The 17074-nt window shown below is 60.8% G+C and carries 15 protein-coding genes; 6 read left to right on the top strand and 9 right to left on the bottom strand.

What is annotated here, in order from left to right:
• Positions 1 to 60: 60 nt before the first annotated feature.
• The 5 genes from C2L66_RS24490 to C2L66_RS24465 form a co-directional block, all read right to left on the bottom strand.
• Positions 61 to 1173: an alkene reductase gene (locus C2L66_RS24490; RefSeq protein ID WP_060606035.1), complete on the bottom strand. Its 1113-nt coding sequence runs from the start codon at positions 1171 to 1173 to the stop codon at positions 61 to 63.
• 154 nt (positions 1174 to 1327) lie between these two features.
• On the bottom strand, positions 1328 to 2542 hold the full coding sequence (locus C2L66_RS24485) for an MFS transporter (protein ID WP_060606038.1): 1215 nt from the start codon (positions 2540 to 2542) through the stop codon (positions 1328 to 1330).
• 37 nt (positions 2543 to 2579) lie between these two features.
• On the bottom strand, positions 2580 to 3728 hold the full coding sequence (locus C2L66_RS24480; RefSeq protein ID WP_060606040.1) for an FAD binding domain-containing protein: 1149 nt from the start codon (positions 3726 to 3728) through the stop codon (positions 2580 to 2582).
• Positions 3725 to 4378 (bottom strand): DsbA family oxidoreductase, encoded by a 654-nt coding sequence (locus C2L66_RS24475; RefSeq protein WP_060606042.1) that lies wholly within the window; start codon positions 4376 to 4378, stop codon positions 3725 to 3727. Before C2L66_RS24475 ends, C2L66_RS24480 begins: the two co-directional genes overlap by 4 nt.
• Before the next feature lie 663 nt (positions 4379 to 5041).
• A complete protein-coding gene (locus C2L66_RS24465; RefSeq protein WP_054930570.1) occupies positions 5042 to 5959 on the bottom strand; it encodes a LysR family transcriptional regulator in 918 nt (305 codons plus the stop codon).
• A gap of 142 nt (positions 5960 to 6101) precedes the next feature.
• On the opposite strand from C2L66_RS24465, the gene C2L66_RS24460 reads away from it, so the two are divergent.
• From C2L66_RS24460 to C2L66_RS24450, 3 genes are all read left to right on the top strand, one after another.
• Positions 6102 to 6866, top strand: a complete 765-nt coding sequence (locus C2L66_RS24460) for an SDR family NAD(P)-dependent oxidoreductase (RefSeq protein WP_060606045.1) — start codon at positions 6102 to 6104, stop codon at positions 6864 to 6866.
• 73 nt (positions 6867 to 6939) lie between these two features.
• A complete protein-coding gene (locus C2L66_RS24455; RefSeq protein WP_060607228.1) occupies positions 6940 to 7656 on the top strand; it encodes a pirin family protein in 717 nt (238 codons plus the stop codon).
• Between the two features lie 375 nt (positions 7657 to 8031).
• Entirely contained in the window at positions 8032 to 8694 is a 663-nt protein-coding gene (locus tag C2L66_RS24450; protein ID WP_060606047.1) for an SGNH/GDSL hydrolase family protein, read from the top strand.
• Positions 8695 to 8894: 200 nt separating this feature from the next.
• Here the strand turns inward: C2L66_RS24450 and C2L66_RS24445 are convergent, their stop codons facing one another.
• The 3 genes from C2L66_RS24445 to C2L66_RS24435 all read right to left on the bottom strand — a co-directional run bounded on the left by C2L66_RS24445 (position 8895) and on the right by C2L66_RS24435 (position 12001).
• On the bottom strand, positions 8895 to 9485 hold the full coding sequence (locus tag C2L66_RS24445; RefSeq protein WP_060606050.1) for a c-type cytochrome: 591 nt from the start codon (positions 9483 to 9485) through the stop codon (positions 8895 to 8897).
• A 581-nt stretch (positions 9486 to 10066) separates the two neighbouring features.
• Positions 10067 to 11503: an MFS transporter gene (locus C2L66_RS24440; protein ID WP_082670439.1), complete on the bottom strand. Its 1437-nt coding sequence runs from the start codon at positions 11501 to 11503 to the stop codon at positions 10067 to 10069.
• A 24-nt stretch (positions 11504 to 11527) separates the two neighbouring features.
• Complete coding sequence (locus tag C2L66_RS24435; protein ID WP_060606056.1) at positions 11528 to 12001, bottom strand: nuclear transport factor 2 family protein; 474 nt, start codon at positions 11999 to 12001, stop codon at positions 11528 to 11530.
• 236 nt (positions 12002 to 12237) lie between these two features.
• On the opposite strand from C2L66_RS24435, the gene C2L66_RS24430 reads away from it, so the two are divergent.
• Positions 12238 to 12864 carry a TetR/AcrR family transcriptional regulator gene (locus C2L66_RS24430; RefSeq protein ID WP_060606059.1) on the top strand — a complete coding sequence of 209 codons (627 nt, stop codon included), beginning with the start codon at positions 12238 to 12240 and terminating at the stop codon, positions 12862 to 12864.
• A 127-nt stretch (positions 12865 to 12991) separates the two neighbouring features.
• Here the strand turns inward: C2L66_RS24430 and C2L66_RS24425 are convergent, their stop codons facing one another.
• Entirely contained in the window at positions 12992 to 13900 is a 909-nt protein-coding gene (locus C2L66_RS24425) for a LysR family transcriptional regulator (protein WP_060606061.1), read from the bottom strand.
• Between the two features lie 86 nt (positions 13901 to 13986).
• On the opposite strand from C2L66_RS24425, the gene C2L66_RS24420 reads away from it, so the two are divergent.
• Both C2L66_RS24420 and C2L66_RS24415 read left to right on the top strand, forming a co-directional pair.
• On the top strand, positions 13987 to 15609 hold the full coding sequence (locus C2L66_RS24420) for an ATP-dependent acyl-CoA ligase (protein ID WP_060606063.1): 1623 nt from the start codon (positions 13987 to 13989) through the stop codon (positions 15607 to 15609).
• 86 nt (positions 15610 to 15695) lie between these two features.
• Complete coding sequence (locus C2L66_RS24415) at positions 15696 to 17051, top strand: MFS transporter (protein WP_082670441.1); 1356 nt, start codon at positions 15696 to 15698, stop codon at positions 17049 to 17051.
• The last annotated feature ends 23 nt before the right edge of the window (positions 17052 to 17074 follow it).

The raw sequence follows: 17074 nt of genomic DNA, 5'->3' as shown, positions 1-17074 counted from the left end.
TCATCACACGTCTCGATTGATAATTTCGCGCGCCTACGCCGCGCGTTGTTGTTCTCACCGTCACGCGGCGCGGGCAGCGAACGGATAGTCGATATAACCGGTGCCGTCGCCGCCGTACCAGCCCGCTGCGTGTGGCGTCGCGAGCGGCGCCCCGTTGGCGATCCGCTCGACCAGGTCGGGATTTGCGATGTACGCGCGGCCAAACGCAACAAGATCGGCATCGCCAGCGCGAAGCAATGCGTCGGCGTGGTCGACCGAAATGCCGCCGTTGACCATCAGCGGGCCGTCGAACACCTTGCGGATCCGTTCGATGATGCGCGGCAGATCCGGCGCGCCGCTCCAACCGTTCGTGTCGGCCGCATGGACGTATGCCACGCCGAACTCGCCAAGCATCTTGCCGACGTAGTCATAGGTGCCGTCCGGGTCGGCGTCGCGGACGTTGTTGTAGTGGGCATACGGCGAGATGCGCACGCCGACCTTGCCGATCGGCACTGATGTGCCGATTGCCATAAGGATTTCGCGCAAGAAATTCGCGCGGTTAGCAATCGATCCGCCGTAGTGGTCGTCGCGCGTGTTCGTGGTCGACGAGAGGAATTGATGCGGCAGGTAACCATTGGCGGCGTGGACTTCGACGCCATCGAAGCCGGCGGTCATCGCGTTGACCGCGCCTTGCCTGAATGCGTCAATGGTGAGCTTCACCTCTTCGAGCGTCATGGCGCGCGACGGTGTGGCATGAATGCGCGTGTAGTTGCCGTTCTGCAGTTGCGCCCACACCTGCAACTTCTCGATATCGTCATTCACGCCGGAGGGCGAGAGCGGCGCTTCACCGCCAAGCAGGGTGAACGAACTGACGCGCCCGCTATGCCAGAGCTGCATGAAGATCCGCCCACCGGCAGCGTGGACCCGGTCGGTGATGTGGCGCCAGCCGTCGATCTGCTCGGACGTCATGATGCCAGGCGTCAACTCGAAAGCCGCCGATGCCGGGCTGACATTCGTCGCCTCGGTGATGATCAGCCCGGCGGAAGCACGCTGTTCATAGTACTGGGCCATCATCTCTGTCGGGCGGCCGCGCACGGGCGCGCGCGAGCGCGTCATCGGCGCCATCACGGCGCGATTTGGCAGAACGAGGCCATGCAGGTCGTACCCGCTGAGAAGGGGCGAAAGGGAGGACATATCTGATTCCTTAGGCAAGCGATCAAGCGCTGCTCAGGTCTGGGGACTGTGCTGGCTAGCCTATCGTCAGCGCCACAAAAATTCCTGAAATCACGCTTAAACTTTATTAAGCCAGGCAGCATCGCCGCCCGGATGTCGGAGTCGACAGAGCGTGTCAGGCGATACGCGCGGCGTGGGGACGGCCAATTGCCAGGTAGTGCAGCAGCGCGACGAGCGGGAAGGCCGTAGCAACCGCCGCCACCAGTGGCCAGCCGCCGTGCTGATAGAGCGGACTGGCAAGTGCTGAGCCAAAGGCGCCGCCAACGAAGATGCTCGTCATGTACAACGCGTTCAGACGGTTTCTGCTCGCCGCGTGCAGCGCGTAGATTTCACGTTGCCCGAGCACCATGTTCATCTGCACCGCGAAGTCGAGCACGATGCCCGTCACCACGAGGCCATATACGCCCCACGCTGGGTGAATCAATGCAGGCGTGTAGGCGAGCGCACCCACTACCAGCGCTATCAGTGTCGCGCGCGCCGTATGCCCCGCGTCGGCGAGACGTCCTGCAACAGGAGCGGACGTTGCACCGATTGCCCCGACCAGCGCGAAGATGCCGATCGCCGTTTGCGACAAGCCGAACTGCCGCGTCAACTCGACGGGGATCGCCGTCCAGAACAGGCTGAACGACGCAAACATCAAGCCCTGGTACAGCGACCGGTGACGCAGGACGGGCATTGTCCGAAGCAAATGGCCGAGCGAGCCGATCAACTCGAAATACGTGGCCTTGTGCTCGGGCTGCCGGCGCGGAATGGTCAGCGCGAGCACGGTGGTCACTATAGCCATCAGTACGGCTGCGGAACCGAATACCACGCGCCAGCCGAAGTGGCCGGCCACCACGCTTGAGATCGGACGCGACAGCAGGATGCCGAGCAGCAGGCCACTCATGATGGTGCCGACCACCTTGCCACGCGACTCGTCCGGCGCAAGATGCGCGGCGAGGGGAATGAGGATCTGCACGGCAACCGAGCTGAAGCCCACCAGCAGGGAGATCCCAAGGAACAGGCCGGGCTGATGAGCAAAGGCCGCAGCTGTGAGACTCACTATCGATACCAGGGCGGTCGTGATCATCAGCTTGCGGTTTTCGAGCAGGTCCCCGAGCGGCACGAGAAAGAACAGACCGAACGCATAGCCGATCTGTGTGAGCGAGACGATCAGGCTGGCCGTGTCCGGGGACATGTGAATGTCCGGCGCGATCAACTCAGTGATGGGTTGCGCGTAATACAGGTTGGCGACAATTGCGCCGCAGCAGAAGGCAAACAGCGCGATCAGACTTCGCGTGAGTTTGGCGGCGCTGCTAGCGCCCGTCGTCACTGATGCAGGGGTAGACATAACAACTCCTTGAACCATGAAACACGAATTCGTAGCTTCAACGGGCGATCTTCATTAGCCGGTTGCCGAGCGAGATGCCCAGCTCTGTCATGAGCTTGCCGCGTTGCAACTGCTGGCTTTCCCAATGCTTCAGTGCCGAATCGATCGTTTCGCCTTTGCGCTGTGCCGACAGAAGGGCGAGCGCCAGCGCGTGAGCATTGGATGCGGCCTTTGCGGTGCTGCCGGCTGTGTGCGGGCGCGGCACCGACGCGGCGTCGCCGAGCAGCACGGCGCGGCCAAACACCATTTTCGGCGCGCGCAGATCGACGATAGGCTGCATGAATGGATCTTCGGTTGAATCGACTAGCGCGCGGAATGTGGGCCCCATCATGAGCTTCGCATCGGCGCGAAGCTGGGTGATGTCGGCGGTTTTGGTCGAGCCCGGCGGCAGCGAAAACGGCCGCGCTACGCCGTTGCGGTCGATCAGCAACTGCTCGAGCTGCGCGCGGCTGTACTTGCGATACCACACCCAGTTCCAGCGCCGCTTGCCGACTTCGGTCGAATCGTCGTCACCCGGGATCATGTAGGAGAGGGCTGAATGGCCATCCCCCTCCTGAAATGCAAAGTGTCCGCGCAACGTGCTCGCGGCCTGTGCTGGCAGATCGAGTTCTTCAACGAGTCCGCGCCACGCCACATAACCGGCGTAGGCGGGCATCACCTCGGGCAGCAGCCGGCTGCGCAGCGTCGAGCGGATGCCGTCTGCGCCGACCAGAAGATCCGCTTCTTCACTGCGGCCGTTGTCGAACAGCGCGACGACCTTGTCGCCCTCCGTGCGAAAATTGACGAAGGTTTCGCCCGAGTGCAGATGTTGCGCCGGCAAGGCGTCTTTCATGGCGCGGTACAACAGGCTCCATGAAGTCTGCATCTGCGGCATATAGAGTTCCTCGACGCGCTTGTCTTCGCGGTCGAGGTAGATGCGCTCGCCCGAAGGCACGCCCGGCGGATCCGGCGGCTTCACGCCAGCGAACTGCAGCGCATCGAGCACGTCAGGCTGAAGCACTACGCCCCCGCCGCGGCTATCGAGCGGGCCCGGTGACGTCTCGAACACGTCGACCTCCCAGCCCGCCGCGCGCAACGTCGAGGCTGTCAGCAGGCCGCCAAGCGATCCGCCGATCACAACTGCCCGGTGTTTCCCGATCGAACTCATGCTGCGCTCCTGAGTGCCGCCGAGCGCAGCGCTTGCGTGAAGACGTCGGGCGGCTGCGCGCCGCTGATAGTTTCCCCGTCGATCACAATAGTGGGCACGGTGCGAACCCCCAGGCTGTCTGCGTGCTGGCGGGCGGCATCGATCTGGTCGTTACCGGCATTCGAGACCAGATAGGCGCGTACCGCATTCTGGTCGAAGCCCTGTACGGCCGCTATCGCCACAAGCGTATCCAGCACGCCGATGTCGAGGCCATCGGAGAAATACGCCGCGTAAACGTGTTCATAAAGCGCCGCCGTCTTTTGCGGCTCGTTGCGCTCCTGGGTGAACTGCATGAGGCGATGCGCAAGGCGCGTATTCGGCGTGCGTTGCACGATGTCGTAGTTGAACCGCGCGCCAACGGCCAGGCCAGCGGCTGCGACCTGCCCGTCCATCATTTGCGAGCGCGCCCAACTGCCGAACTTCCGCGTGCGATACACGCGGCGATCCATTCCGTCGATGGGCATTGACGGGTTCAATTCGAATGGCACATAGCGAATCGATACGGTTTCGCCTGCGCTGCCTTGCGCTAGCGCTGCGACAAAATTACGTTGTCCGATCCAGCACCACGGACAAATGAAGTCGTAATTGACCTCGACCTGAATGGTTTGCATGTTGCACCTTTAACCAGATAGCGCCTAGAGGATATAGCTCGCGTAGCCGCCGCAGAATCCCGCCAAAACGCAATCTCGGGTTGCGGTGAACGCAACGTTCGACGGATTTGTACTTCTCGGCCCGTACACGTAGAGTGAGGGCGCCCGCCAATCCCGCGATAGATCCGCCAGTCATTGCAATGTTCTGGCGTGAAGCATTCACCCGGGTTGCCTGAAACAACTTGTCGAATGTCCGTTCAAGCAAACATTACTCACTGTTGATGTGGAATGTATTCAATGGGCGGCCGATCGCGCCACTTATTAAGAACAATTAAAAGCTGTTCAGCTTCATACAGGAACGTTCCGCAACAGGACTCCTTGCTGTTAGTCGCTACCGGGCACGAGCCTGTCGATGCCGACGTTCTGAATGAGCGGAGCCATATACAAAAGAGATTCACTAGTCGAGTTTCTGCCGACTCATGTCCCGCGGCGACATAAGCCAGTTGCAACGAGGTTGCCGCCACTGTGGGTCTGATCACACCAGGTTTCGTCCCGTGTCACGAGCCGCCCGGCAATGCATCTGCCGATAGATTTTCCCCGTCGACGGCACGAGCGCTTCGACTTCATATTCCGCAAATACCTGCGCCGGTGTATTGGGGTTCGCGAATCAGATTCGCCAGCGCATCACTTCGGCCATCGCCACGTAGGATCGGAGAGATGCTCAGCGAAGTAATCGGACAGCGCCGCCACCTTCGCGGGTCGCGCGCGCGCTGACGGCGTCACGAAGTAGAGACCGCCCCTCGTCAGCGACCAGTCGGTCAGGATCGCTTCGAGACGGCCATCGGCCAGATATTCACCGGCGATGAATTCAGGCAGCTCGGCGATCGCCAGACCATCGAGCAAGGTGGGCAACAGTGCATCGGAATTCGTCACGCGCAGCGGGCCGGTCGGCATCACCGGCTCTTCCTCGCCTGCGTCGTTCGTGAAACGCCACACCTCGCTACGCGCGCGATATGCGTATGACAGACACGGCCGGTCCACCAGCTCGCGCGGATGAGCGGGCCGCCCTTCGCGCCGCAGATAGTCGGGCGACGCCACCACGAATTGCGTCACCGCGCACAGCCGCCGCGCGACCAGCGACGAATCCGGCAACGCGGCGATGCGCAGCGCGGCGTCAAAGCCATCGGCGACCAGATCGACCGGCGCGTCCGATAGATGCAGGTCGATCGACACCTCCGGATAGGCGCGAAAGAAATCCGGCAGCAGGGGCGCGACCCAGCGCAACCCGAACGACATCGGCACGGCGAGGCGCACCAGCCCGCGCGGCTGCACCGACATCTCGCGCGCCGCACTTTCCGCCTCCTCGGCCTGCCGGTAGATCTCGCTGGCTTTCTCGCAGATCGTCCGGCCGAACTCGGTAAGCGACAACTGGCGCGACGTGCGGTTAAAGAGCCGTGCGCCCAGCCGGTCCTCCAGGCGGGCCACGCCGCGCGAGACCGTCGCCACGGACACGCCCATTGCGCGCGCCGCCGCCGCGAACGATCCTTCCTCGGCGACCTTCGCGAACATCGCGAGTCCTTCGAAATCAGGCAGTTTCGCCATTCGTCCTCATCTTTTCATTTTTGCAATGTTGGTTTGCAATCAATTCTATTTCGGAAAGATCAGCCCGTCGATATTCTCCTCACATCGCAGCACGCAACACCGAACCCCAACATCCCCTGAACGAAACCGAAGGAGCAACACCATGGCACGCAAACTCGATAACAAGATCGCACTCGTCACCGGCGCAAGCAGCGGCATCGGCCTCGCCACCGCCCAGCGCTTCGCGGCTGAAGGCGCGCACGTTTACCTCACGGGCCGCCGACAGGCCGAACTCGATGCCGCCGTGAAGGGCATCCACGAAGCGGGCGGCAAAGCAACCGGCGTGCGCGTGGACTCCACGAAGCTCGGCGAACTCGACGCGCTGTACGCGCAGATCAAGGAAGAACAGGGGCGTCTGGACGTACTGTTCGCAAACGCAGGCGGCGGTTCGATGGTGCCGTTTGGCAGCATCACCGAAGAGCACTTCGACGACACATTCGATCGCAACGTGAAGGGCGTGCTGTTCACGGTGCAAAAGGCGCTGCCGCTGCTCGCCGCGGGGGCATCGGTGATTCTTACGGGTTCGACAGCGGGCAGCGCGGGCACGGCGGCATTCAGCGTTTATTCGGCTTCGAAGGCCGCGGTGCGCTCTTTCGCACGCAACTGGATTCTCGACCTCAAGGACCGTCAGATCCGCGTGAACACGATCAGCCCCGGCGCAACCCGCACGCCAGGCCTGCTCGATCTGGCCGGTGACGACGCCGCGCAGCGTCAGGGCCTCGCTGACTACCTGGCTGCGCAGATTCCCATGGGACGTCTTGGCGAACCCGGCGAAATCGCCAGCGCTGCGCTGTTCCTCGCCTCGGACGATGCGAGCTTCGTAAATGGCGTCGAGCTGTTCGTCGATGGTGGTCAGCAGCAGATCTGAATGTGGCCTGGACACGCGGATGCGGTCAGCCATGATCGCATTCCCGCCTGACTCGCTCGAACGGAGTGTCATCTTGATCGAACATCGTCCTTTTTTCTCGCTAGGCGCAATCCGGCGCGACTGGCTCGCCGCACGGCTGCATTTCCGCTTTGGTGAGACCGGGCGCGACGGCCATGCGCCGCTTGGCCCGCTTTACGTATGGAACGACGATGAATTCGCGCCGCATTCGGGTTTCGGCCTGCATGCTCATCGCGAGGTCGAGATCGTCACGTGGGTGCGCTCGGGCGCGATCACGCATGAAGACGATGCGGGAAATCGCGCGCGGCTCGTCGCCGGTTCCGTTCAGGCGATGAGTGCGGGCACCGCGATCCATCACGCCGAGCGCAACGAGGAAGACGTACCGGCGCGGCTGTTCCAGATCTGGTTGCGCCCGCGCACGCCGGGCGGTGCGCCCCGCTGGGCGACGCGTGCATGTTCACGCGAATTACGTGAAGGCCGCTTCATCACACTGGCGAGCGGCGACGCGGACGACGTGGCCGCGGGCGCGCTGCCGATCAACGCTGATGCACGCGTGCGTATCGCGACGCTACGCGAAGGCACGAGCATGCAGCACACGTTGCCGATGCCGGGGTCAGCCTATCTGGTCGCGGATCATGGGAGGCTCGACGTGGGACACGTCCGCCTGGCGCCTCGCGACGGCGTTGCTATCCGCAATCAAGCGCAGCTTACGTTGACGGCACGCGACGACATGGATGTCGTGATCGTTGAACGTTTGCGTAACGATGCGTGAGGCGTTTCGCTTGCCAGTATCGACATTTCCCGCTGTACCGAGATCTGCGCGAACGTCTTACCCGATAGCTCTATGCGACTGATTTGCGTGAACAGCAGATTTAGACGCCACCTGATCGGATAGCTGTAAGGGGCGCTTTCGGCCACTCTCTGTCGACAGCGTACGCGGATGCATGCAAAGAGCGGAAGTTCGACACGGCTCAAACGGGAGATCACGGGATCGCCAGACCGCTTCTACCAACTCAGGGCAACCTCATTCGTCGCCACACAGGTGAGTGGCCGTTCAACGGGGTACCATGCGGAACGAAGCAGCATTGGTATGTCGTTGCGGTGATCGCATCGATTGGCAAACCGGTCGTTATATCCCGTCACTACTATGAGCAGCGAATTTCGAGTCCTCTTTGTTGGCAACAGCTATACAACGAGAAACGATATGCCAACGCTGGTAGCCCGCCTCCTTGAGGCAAGCATGCCTGGTATGCGGGTGAAGGCGGATGTACTTGCATTCGGCGGAGCGTCGCTAGCGGCGCACTGGAACCGCGGCGAAGTCCAAAAGCGTCTGGCTGGCCAGACATGGAATGCCGTCGTGTTGCAGGACCAAAGCACTCGGCCGCTCCGCGCATTGAGAAGCATGCAGGAATATGTGCGAAGGTTCGTCGATGAGATTCAAGCCGCCGGTGCCAGGCCATATTTGTACATGACTTGGGCTCGGAAGGACGACCCAGCGTCGCAGGCGAAAATAGTTCAGGCGTTTCAGGGATTGGCTGAAGTGACGGGAGCCAGAGTCATTCCAGTCGGCCTGGCATGGGATCAGTTTCGCAATCTGCGGCCTGCAATCGACCTATACGAGCCCGATGGAAGCCATCCAACAATGATAGGGTCATATTTAGCGGCGTGCACTCACGTTTTCTCATTTGCCGACATTGACGCGGTCTCCGACGGGGCAGTCGAAATCAAACTAAGTTCTGCCGACGTGAACCTGCTCCATGAGCTATGTATGACGGCCGCAAGAGCCGAAAAAACATTACGCTCAAGTTAGTTAGACACGCCGCCCACTGACTAGCTCTAAAGCCGTCGGGAGGAGCACTATCAGGCAGCCGTGGGGGCCTGGAGTCGGCAGCGATCGGCCATGAGATGCCCTTTGCTCACGCTGGCGCTCGGTCATCGAGCAACGCGTTTCATGTTATAGACCCAGGAGAATCATTCAACCGACCGGGCAAGTGAATCAGAACAGCTCGGTCATTCTTTACCTGGCTCCGGTTTCGGACCTGTGAGAGCGACACCCGTGTTGTCAACCTGGGCGTTGCGATGTACGAGCTGCTCGTATTTATCCTTCGATATTCCGCGCTCGGCGTAGATAAACGCGGCCACTTGCCAGATCGCCTGGTCCGACTGCGTCTTCCCGAACGAAGGCATAGCTGTCATGTTTACGCCATGCTTGATCGTCCAAAACATCAGCTCGGGCTTATTCCGACGGCTGGCAGACAAGAGCGAGGGCGCGGCGGGCTGAATACCCTGTCCGATGAGACTCAGTGGACGGTCGGGTGCACCGTGGCAGAGGGCACAGCTGGAGTCGTACATTTTCGCCCCCGAACGAATGTTTTCAAACGACAGCAGATCGCCAGGTGCGACGTCAGATCTGGCGTGCCGGTGCATCGAGGCTTCGTACGTATCATGCAGCAGCTTCGCCATGATCGGGTTGTCTTTGGAACTTGCCGAGACGTCATACATTCCGGAATACACGAAGGCCAAACCTGCAGCGACGAGCAAAAAGAACAACGCAGCAACGGTGGCGACAATCGTCGTAACTCTGGAACGGAGGGACAACATGATGTGCGTGCCGTATAGGGTTTGTGAACTTCTATTCTCCGTGGCCCTGCTTACCGAACAGCGACGCGCAGATTACCGATTTGTTATCTGACCGGAGGTGTACGCTGGACATTTATGTTCACGAACTCTCGGGTTCGTCGCTGTCTGCGCATCAGTTGCAGGTTGCGAGCCAAGGCCGACAAGGGTCACGCGTCCCGGTGTGAACGAATGGCGGTGGGACTTTGAAAACGGACGTTGCCGCTGTCGAGAGTTGAATGACGGCAACGGGTCGACTGCTGATCGACTCGGCTGACCAGCAATCGCCCAGGTTAGCCCTTCAATGCAGGACCGGGTTCGGCCATTTTCTGCCGGGCGGCTCTCTTGCAAAGCCGTCGTTCGAACGGCTCGTGCACTCCTGGCACCGGCCACCTAGCTGACTCCTTTCGATCGGGCCGAGGCGCAGCAACAGATCTATCTGGCCGCTTCCATTCCGGACGCGTCGTGCTCTTCAAACGAGACATCCCTACTTGGAGCGGTGATCGCGCAAGCGTGTCAGCAGGTGGGCATCCACTCAAGTCGACGAGCGCGATGGCGGGATGGACTCAACGAGGCGCCGTCCTTGCAGCGGCATGAGCGCTCGATCTTGAAGCGATGATAGACAGTACGGCGGAAACGGTCAGACTGCCACCGACGCACATCATTGCGACAACCAGTGCCCGGGCCAGGGTCTGCGGATCCGGTGAAGTCCCTGCGACACTGAAGAAGACACCGCCGATGACCGCGACACCGAGTGCTGCGCTGATTTGCAACGCCGAATTCGTGATGCCCGCGATCATCCCGGAACCGGTCGAAGGCGCTCGATTGATAACCGAGCGAACCAGCGTCGGCAGCGCCCAGCCTTGACCGAATCCCAGGAGTGCTACGCCCCCGAAAAGCGGAAACTGGGCCGGTATCTGTCCGGGCGCGCCGGATACGAGGGCGGCGAGGAGTACGCAGCCGGCGACCTCGAGCATCATGCCGATGGCGGGGACGCGGTCGCCGAAGAGGCGGATGGCCAGCGGCGTCGTCAGCGGCCCGATGAAGGCGCCGACCCCGAACGGCAGGAAAACCAGCCCTGTCTCGAATGGGCTCATGCCGAGCGCCCCCTGGAGATAGACGGAGAACGTCAGGAAGAAAGCAGAGACGACGTAAAAGAAGAGGACGCCCGTAAGCCCGCTCATCAGGCCAGGCCTTTGGACCAGCTCCACGCTGATTAAGGGCACGCCGCCTCGGCGAGCGTAGGCCATCTCATATCGGCAAAAGGCTACGCCAGCGACGGGGCACGCGATCAGCATTGCGCAGGCCCACCACGGCCAATCCAGTTCCCGCCCTTCGACCAGGGGCACGATGAGCAAGCCCAGCGTGAGCGCGCAAAGCAGCACCCCGATCCGGTCTACAGCTGCCGGGCTGTCACCGCGGACGTCGGGTAGCAAAGGTAGCCCGAAGATCAGGACGGCGGCGACGACCGGCAGGTTGATGAGAAAGACCACGCGCCATTCCAGGTGAAGGATGTTCGCAGAGATCAAGGCACCCCCGAGCGCCTGCGCGGCTACGGCAGCCAGTCCCACCGCGGCGCCGTAGAGGCCTAAGGCGCGCGCTCGCTCCTTCTCTGGGAACAGGGCGTGAACGGAGGCCAGTCCTTGCGGTGCCATGGCGGCGGCGCTCAGGCCCTGCAGCACACGCCCGAGGATCAGTATGGCGGGTGACGATGCGCAGCCGCAGATCACCGATGTCAGTCCGAAACCTGTGACGCCGAAGAGGAAGATCCTCCGCCGGCCGAAGAGGTCGCCTAGCCGTCCTCCTGTGATAAGGAATACCGCGTAGGCCGCGGCGTATCCGGAAATGACGAGTTGCAGCTCTGCAGGACTCGTGTGGAGGGTGCTTCGAATGGACGGCAGGGCGACGTTCACGATGAAGAAGTCCAGTGGAGGCAGAAATGCTCCCACCAGCAACACCGCGAACGCCGACCATCGACGCGTGGATGAGGTTGTCATATGCATAAGTCTCGGCGGCTGCGGACCGCGTCAGGCCGGACGGCCGAAGCGTTCAGTTCCCGTGATGGGGTGCCAGTTCTGGAGCGGTGTGGCGTAGTGCATGGTGAAGGTGCGCTCCAGGAATGCCCAGCGGCCGTGGCGTCGCTGATAGACGTCGCGGTATTGGCCGCTCACCTGGAGCGTGCCCTGATCGACGTCGTAAAAGAGACAATCCGCCGCTACCAGGCCGTGGCCGTTGTCACCGTCAATCGTGATCAGGGCGTTCGCCATCCAATGATGCATGTGGGGCATGCGTTTCATGTTGATGCGTGCTTGCGCCAAGATGGCCTCCATGCCCTCGGAGTTGCCATTCGCACCCAGCAGCAGTCGCGATTCGGGATGCCAGAGAGTGGCCAGCAGCTCGATGTTCATGGTGTCGAACGCCTCGGCGTAGTTAGCGATCAGCGCATCGATGGCGAAGCGGCTTTCGATTGCGTCAAGACGTGCTTCGAGTTCTTTGGACATGGGTGTATTCCGTACCGAGTGGTACATAAATGGCTAAAAAAATGCGGGGCTTATGTAGTGGCCCCGCGCTGCTCTCAATTTACATACCGAGTGGTACAAATATAAGGGGGCGTGTAAGGCCATGTCAACCGTCCTTTTGAACGACCCGCTGCCATGCGCGGGATGTTTGCAAGTTGCGACTTGCTCAACGATTGTGTATCGACTAGTATATATATCTTTACCGACGGAGATTTTTCATGGTTCAGCGGGGTCGGCCACGCACGTTCGACCGCGATGCGGCGATCATTTCGGCAATGCATCTGTTCTGGGAACATGGCTATGAATCGACGTCTTTGTCGCAACTGAAGGCGGCGATCGGCGGCGGCATCTCCGCGCCCAGCTTTTATGCGGCTTTCGAGTCCAAGGAGGCGCTGTACAAGGAGGCGCTGGCACGATACATGGAGCTTTATGGCAAGGTGACGCGTAGTCTCCATGACACGTCGCTTCCGCCACGGGAGGGCGTGTTCCTTGCGCTGCTCCGGTCGGCAAGGATGCAGACTGAGAGCGGCCATCCGAAAGGCTGTATGGTTGCGCTGGGCGTTGTCGAGGCCAGTTCCATCGGCAGTGAAGCCGTCACCCAGTTGCTTCGTGAGGTGCGTAGTCGCACCCGCGCCGGCTTTCGCACCTGCGTAGCGCGGGGCATCAAGAGCGGAGAACTGCGCAGCAGCACGGATCCGACATCGCTGTCCATCGCGCTCGACTCTTTCTTCCAGGGACTGTCTGTGCTCGCCCGCGATCGCATCAAGTATGCCGTTATCGAGAAGGCTGCGACTGACGCGATGGGGATCTGGGATGCCGCAGTGGACCAGTCGATGCCCAAGTAGGTCTGAAAAACCCAGAAAAGCCCCTCGTTGCCTGAGGGCAACTGAGCCGCGGACATTAGCCCATGAAGCCGATCAGTCAAGGATTGGCCCAGGAGCAAGACCGGACGGCCGTCTTTTTCGATGCGTGTCAGTCGAGATGCAACGTCTCGATGACAAGTTGGCGGAACCAACGGATTCCTTCGTCATTGTCGAAGTTACGATGCCAATGGACGGTGGATTCAATGTCAGGAATATCCGCCGGCATCGGATAGATTGAAAACTGGCCCGTTTCGTTGAACATAAGTGCCGCGCCTTTATGGAGTGTCACCATCCAGTTCGTGCGCTGCAGGATCTGCGGAACAACCGTGAAATGGGGCACTCGCAGTGCAATACGCCTGTGCAAACCCTGCGTGCGCAGGATGTCGTCAATCGCAAGGTGGCTGCTATCGCTGGTTGTCACGCTCACATGCAGGAATTCCAGGAATTTTTGCCGTGACAACTTCCTGACCGGTAGCCCGGAGCGCTTTCGCGTCATGCACACAAACTCATCGCGAAACAGTAGCGCGTGGTTCGTGACCGGCATGAGCGACGGAAGATTGCCTATAGCGAGATCGATTTGCCCGAGCCTCAACTTCTCCTCAACTTCTCGCAGCGGCACCTGCTCGGCTGATAGACGCACTTCCGGAGCAACGCGCTCAAGTTTCTCGCAAATGCGTGGCAGAAAAACGTGTTGCCCGATGTCAGACATCGCCAAACGAAACTCGCGCGTACTCGTCGCCGGATCGAACTCTTCGCTTTGCCGCAATGCTTCGCGGATCGACGCAATGGCGTTGCTGACCGGCACAGCCAATCTTTCCGCGGTGGCCGTAGGCAACATACCGTCAGGCGTGCGAACGAAAAGCGGATCATCAAAAAGCGACCTCAGACGCCCGAGCGAATAACTGATCGTGGGCTGCGACAGATCGAGTCGCTGCGCCGCGCGTGTGAGGCTCCGTTCTTCAAGAATCACCTGGAAGACGCGCAGCAGGTTGAGATCGACGCTGTGATAATTGATCACGTCTATGTACACCCTAAATTTGATCGATTTGACCGATATATTAACGGATCCTAGACTGGCCTCACACATAGGAGAGGCAAGTGTTCATGGAACTGACAGATACGATCGTCGAACAGCCTGTAGAAGAAACAGCGGTTACTTCGTCGCGCACTTTGCCGGCTTTGCTGACGGCGCGCGTTGCACGAAACGGGGCGGGTCCGCTCTTTTCAGACGGAACTACTGTATGGAGCGCCGCCGATGCTGTGGAGGTCGCATCGCGCCGCGCCGGCACACTGGCCGCCCATGGCGTCAAGCGCGGTGACCACGTCGCATTGCTGTGCGGAAACCGGGCAGAATTTATGGAAGTCGTCCTCGGCTGCGGATGGCTCGGCGCGGTGGTCGTTCCGATTAACACCGCATCGCGCGGTCTGCAACTCGAGCACATTCTGCGCAACTCGGGCGCCCGCCTGCTAGTTGCCGAAGCCCATCTTGTGGATGTTGTACACGCGCTCGAGGCGAGAGATCTTCCCTTGGAGCGCATCTGGCTTATCGGCGATCCGGCGACCGATTCACTTGCGCCCCGTTACGCGACTTCCCCGTTTCCGCCGGCAGCAGAGCCGATTCCAGCAGCGAAGGTGGAGAACGGAGATGCGTTGGCCGTGCTTTATACGTCGGGAACGTCCGGGTTGTCCAAAGGGGTGATCTGCCCGCACGCCCAGTTCTACTGGTGGGGGCATAACACTGCGCGTGATCTGGGAGTTGTCGCGGGCGACGTCCTGTACACATGTTTGCCACTTTTCCATACAAACGCACTCAACAGTTTCTTTCAGGCGTTGATGAAGGATGCTCAGCTTGTCGTGGGCCGGCGTTTCTCGGCAAGCGGCTTTTTCGACGCCCTGGTGGCCACGCAAGCGACCGTGACGTTCGTTCTCGGTGCGATGGTGCCCATCTTGCTGGGCCGGCCGGTCGCTGCCAACGAGCGTAGTCATCGGGTCCGCGTCGCGCTCGCACCGGGCGTGCCGGGACATTTCCAGGACGAATTCACCGCTCGCTGCGGCATTGCACTGATCGACGGGTACGGCTCGACGGAAACGAATGCGGTGATCGGCGGCGTCGCGAGCGCACGACGTCCCGGATATATGGGCAGGCTGGCTCAAGGCTTCCAGGCGCGAGTCGTGGACGAGCATGATCAGCCTGTACCCGACGGCGAGCCCGGCGAACTCATCCTGCGTGCCGACGAGCCGTTTTCCTTTGCAAGCGGCTATCTCGGCATGGCGGCGGAAACGGTGAAGGCCTGGCGCAATCTCTGGTTTCATACGGGCGACCGCGTCATACGTGAGTCCGATGGCTATTTCCGTTTCGTCGATCGTCAGAAGGATGCGATCCGCCGCCGAGGCGAGAACATCTCCTCATACGAGGTCGAGCAAGTGCTGTTGAGTCATCCGTCGGTCGAAACGGCGGCTGTGTTCGCCGTGAATTCCGCACTCGCGGAAGACGAGGTGATGGCCGTAATCGGTCTGCGTGACGGTGAGCTGTTAGAGCCACTCGATCTGATTCGCTACTGCGAACCGCGCCTGCCGTACTTCGCTGTGCCGCGCTATCTGGACTTCGAGCAGGAACTGCCGAAGACCGAAAACGGAAAGATCCAGAAATTCAAATTGCGGCAAACCGGCCTTACCGCCACGACGTGGGATCTGGAAACGTCCGGCTACCGACTCAAGCGTCGATGAAGCGAGCTGCCCCTTTCCCGGAAGCTTGGGCCGCTTCAACGCATAGCAACTGAGACAGCAACATCGAGGACATCTCGAATGTACACATGGAGACTCCCATGACTAGCACGCGAACGTTTTCTGCTGTAAGCACGCCATCTCAAGTGGTGCCAGAGCCGCTCGCGGTCTCTGTCGACGAGAGATCCCTACGCCGGATCGTGTTCGCGTCGGTCGCCGGCAACGCGCTCGAGTGGTATGACTTTTTCCTGTACAGCACGGCCGCGGCGCTCGTTTTCGGTGAGCTGTTCTTTCCGAAAGGAACCGACCCGCTGCTGGGCACGCTTGTCGCGTTCGCGGGCTTCGCGGTCGGGTTTGCCGCTCGTCCATTAGGTGGCGCGCTGTTTGGGCACATCGGCGATCGCTATGGTCGAAAGAGTGCCCTCGTGTGGACACTGTCGATCATGGGCGGTGCGACCTTTCTGATCGGCTTTCTGCCAACTTACTCCCAGGTCGGACTGTGGGCGCCGGCGCTGCTGATAGTCCTGCGCATATTGCAAGGCATCGCGGCGGGCGGCGAATGGGGTGGCGCGGTGCTGATGATCAGCGAGTCCGCACCACCTGAGAAGCGCGGATTTTACGCATCGATGAGCCAGATCGGCGTCGGCGGAGGCTTTGTGCTGTCGGCGAGCGTTTTCTTTCTCGTGCAGATGTTGCCGAAGGATGCGTTCATGACGTGGGGCTGGCGTATTCCCTTCCTGCTGTCGATCGCTATTTTCGGTGTGGGCGTCTATATCCGTTCGCGGTTGCCGGAAAGCGCCGAATTCGCGAAGGCCGAGGCCGAGGGTAGAAGGGCGCGGATGCCGGTACTCGACGTCATCCGGAAACATCCCAAGGAAGTTCTAATGGCTATGGGGCTGCGTGTTGCCGAGAACGGCGCCTCATACATTGTCATTGCCTTTGCGCTCGTCTATGGGAAGTTCATCGGCGTACCTAACCAGATCATGCTCGCTGGCGTGATCGTCTCGATGGCGGTGGAACTCGTTACGCTGATGTTGTGGGGCCGCTTGTCCGACCGTCTGGGTCGCAAGCCCGTGTACATGATCGGTGCGCTGGGTGTCGTCATTATCGCGTTTCCGTTTTTCTGGCTCCTCGATACGAAGGTCCCGGCTCTCATCTGGCTGGCATTCCTGCTCGGTAATGCTGTGTGCCACGGCGCGATGCTCGGTACGCAACCCGCGCTGATGGGCGAACTGTTCACCACGGAAGTGCGCTACTCGGGTATGGCGCTTGGACACGAGGTTTCGTCGGTCTTTGCAGGCGGCTTGTCGCCACTGCTGGCGACGGCGCTGCTCGCGCACTATCACGCAGCCTGGCCGGTGGCTTTGCTGATGGCGGCCCTCGGCATGGTCACCGTGATCTCACTGTTCTTCACACACGAGACGGTTGCTCGTCGCGAGCGTTGATCGTCGCGCTCAAGGAAATCGAA

This window comes from Paraburkholderia caribensis, from assembly GCF_002902945.1.
Classification (GTDB): Bacteria; Pseudomonadota; Gammaproteobacteria; order Burkholderiales; family Burkholderiaceae; genus Paraburkholderia; species Paraburkholderia caribensis.
Note: the sequence above shows the minus strand (reverse complement) of the source record. Positions and strands in the feature narration are given on the sequence as shown.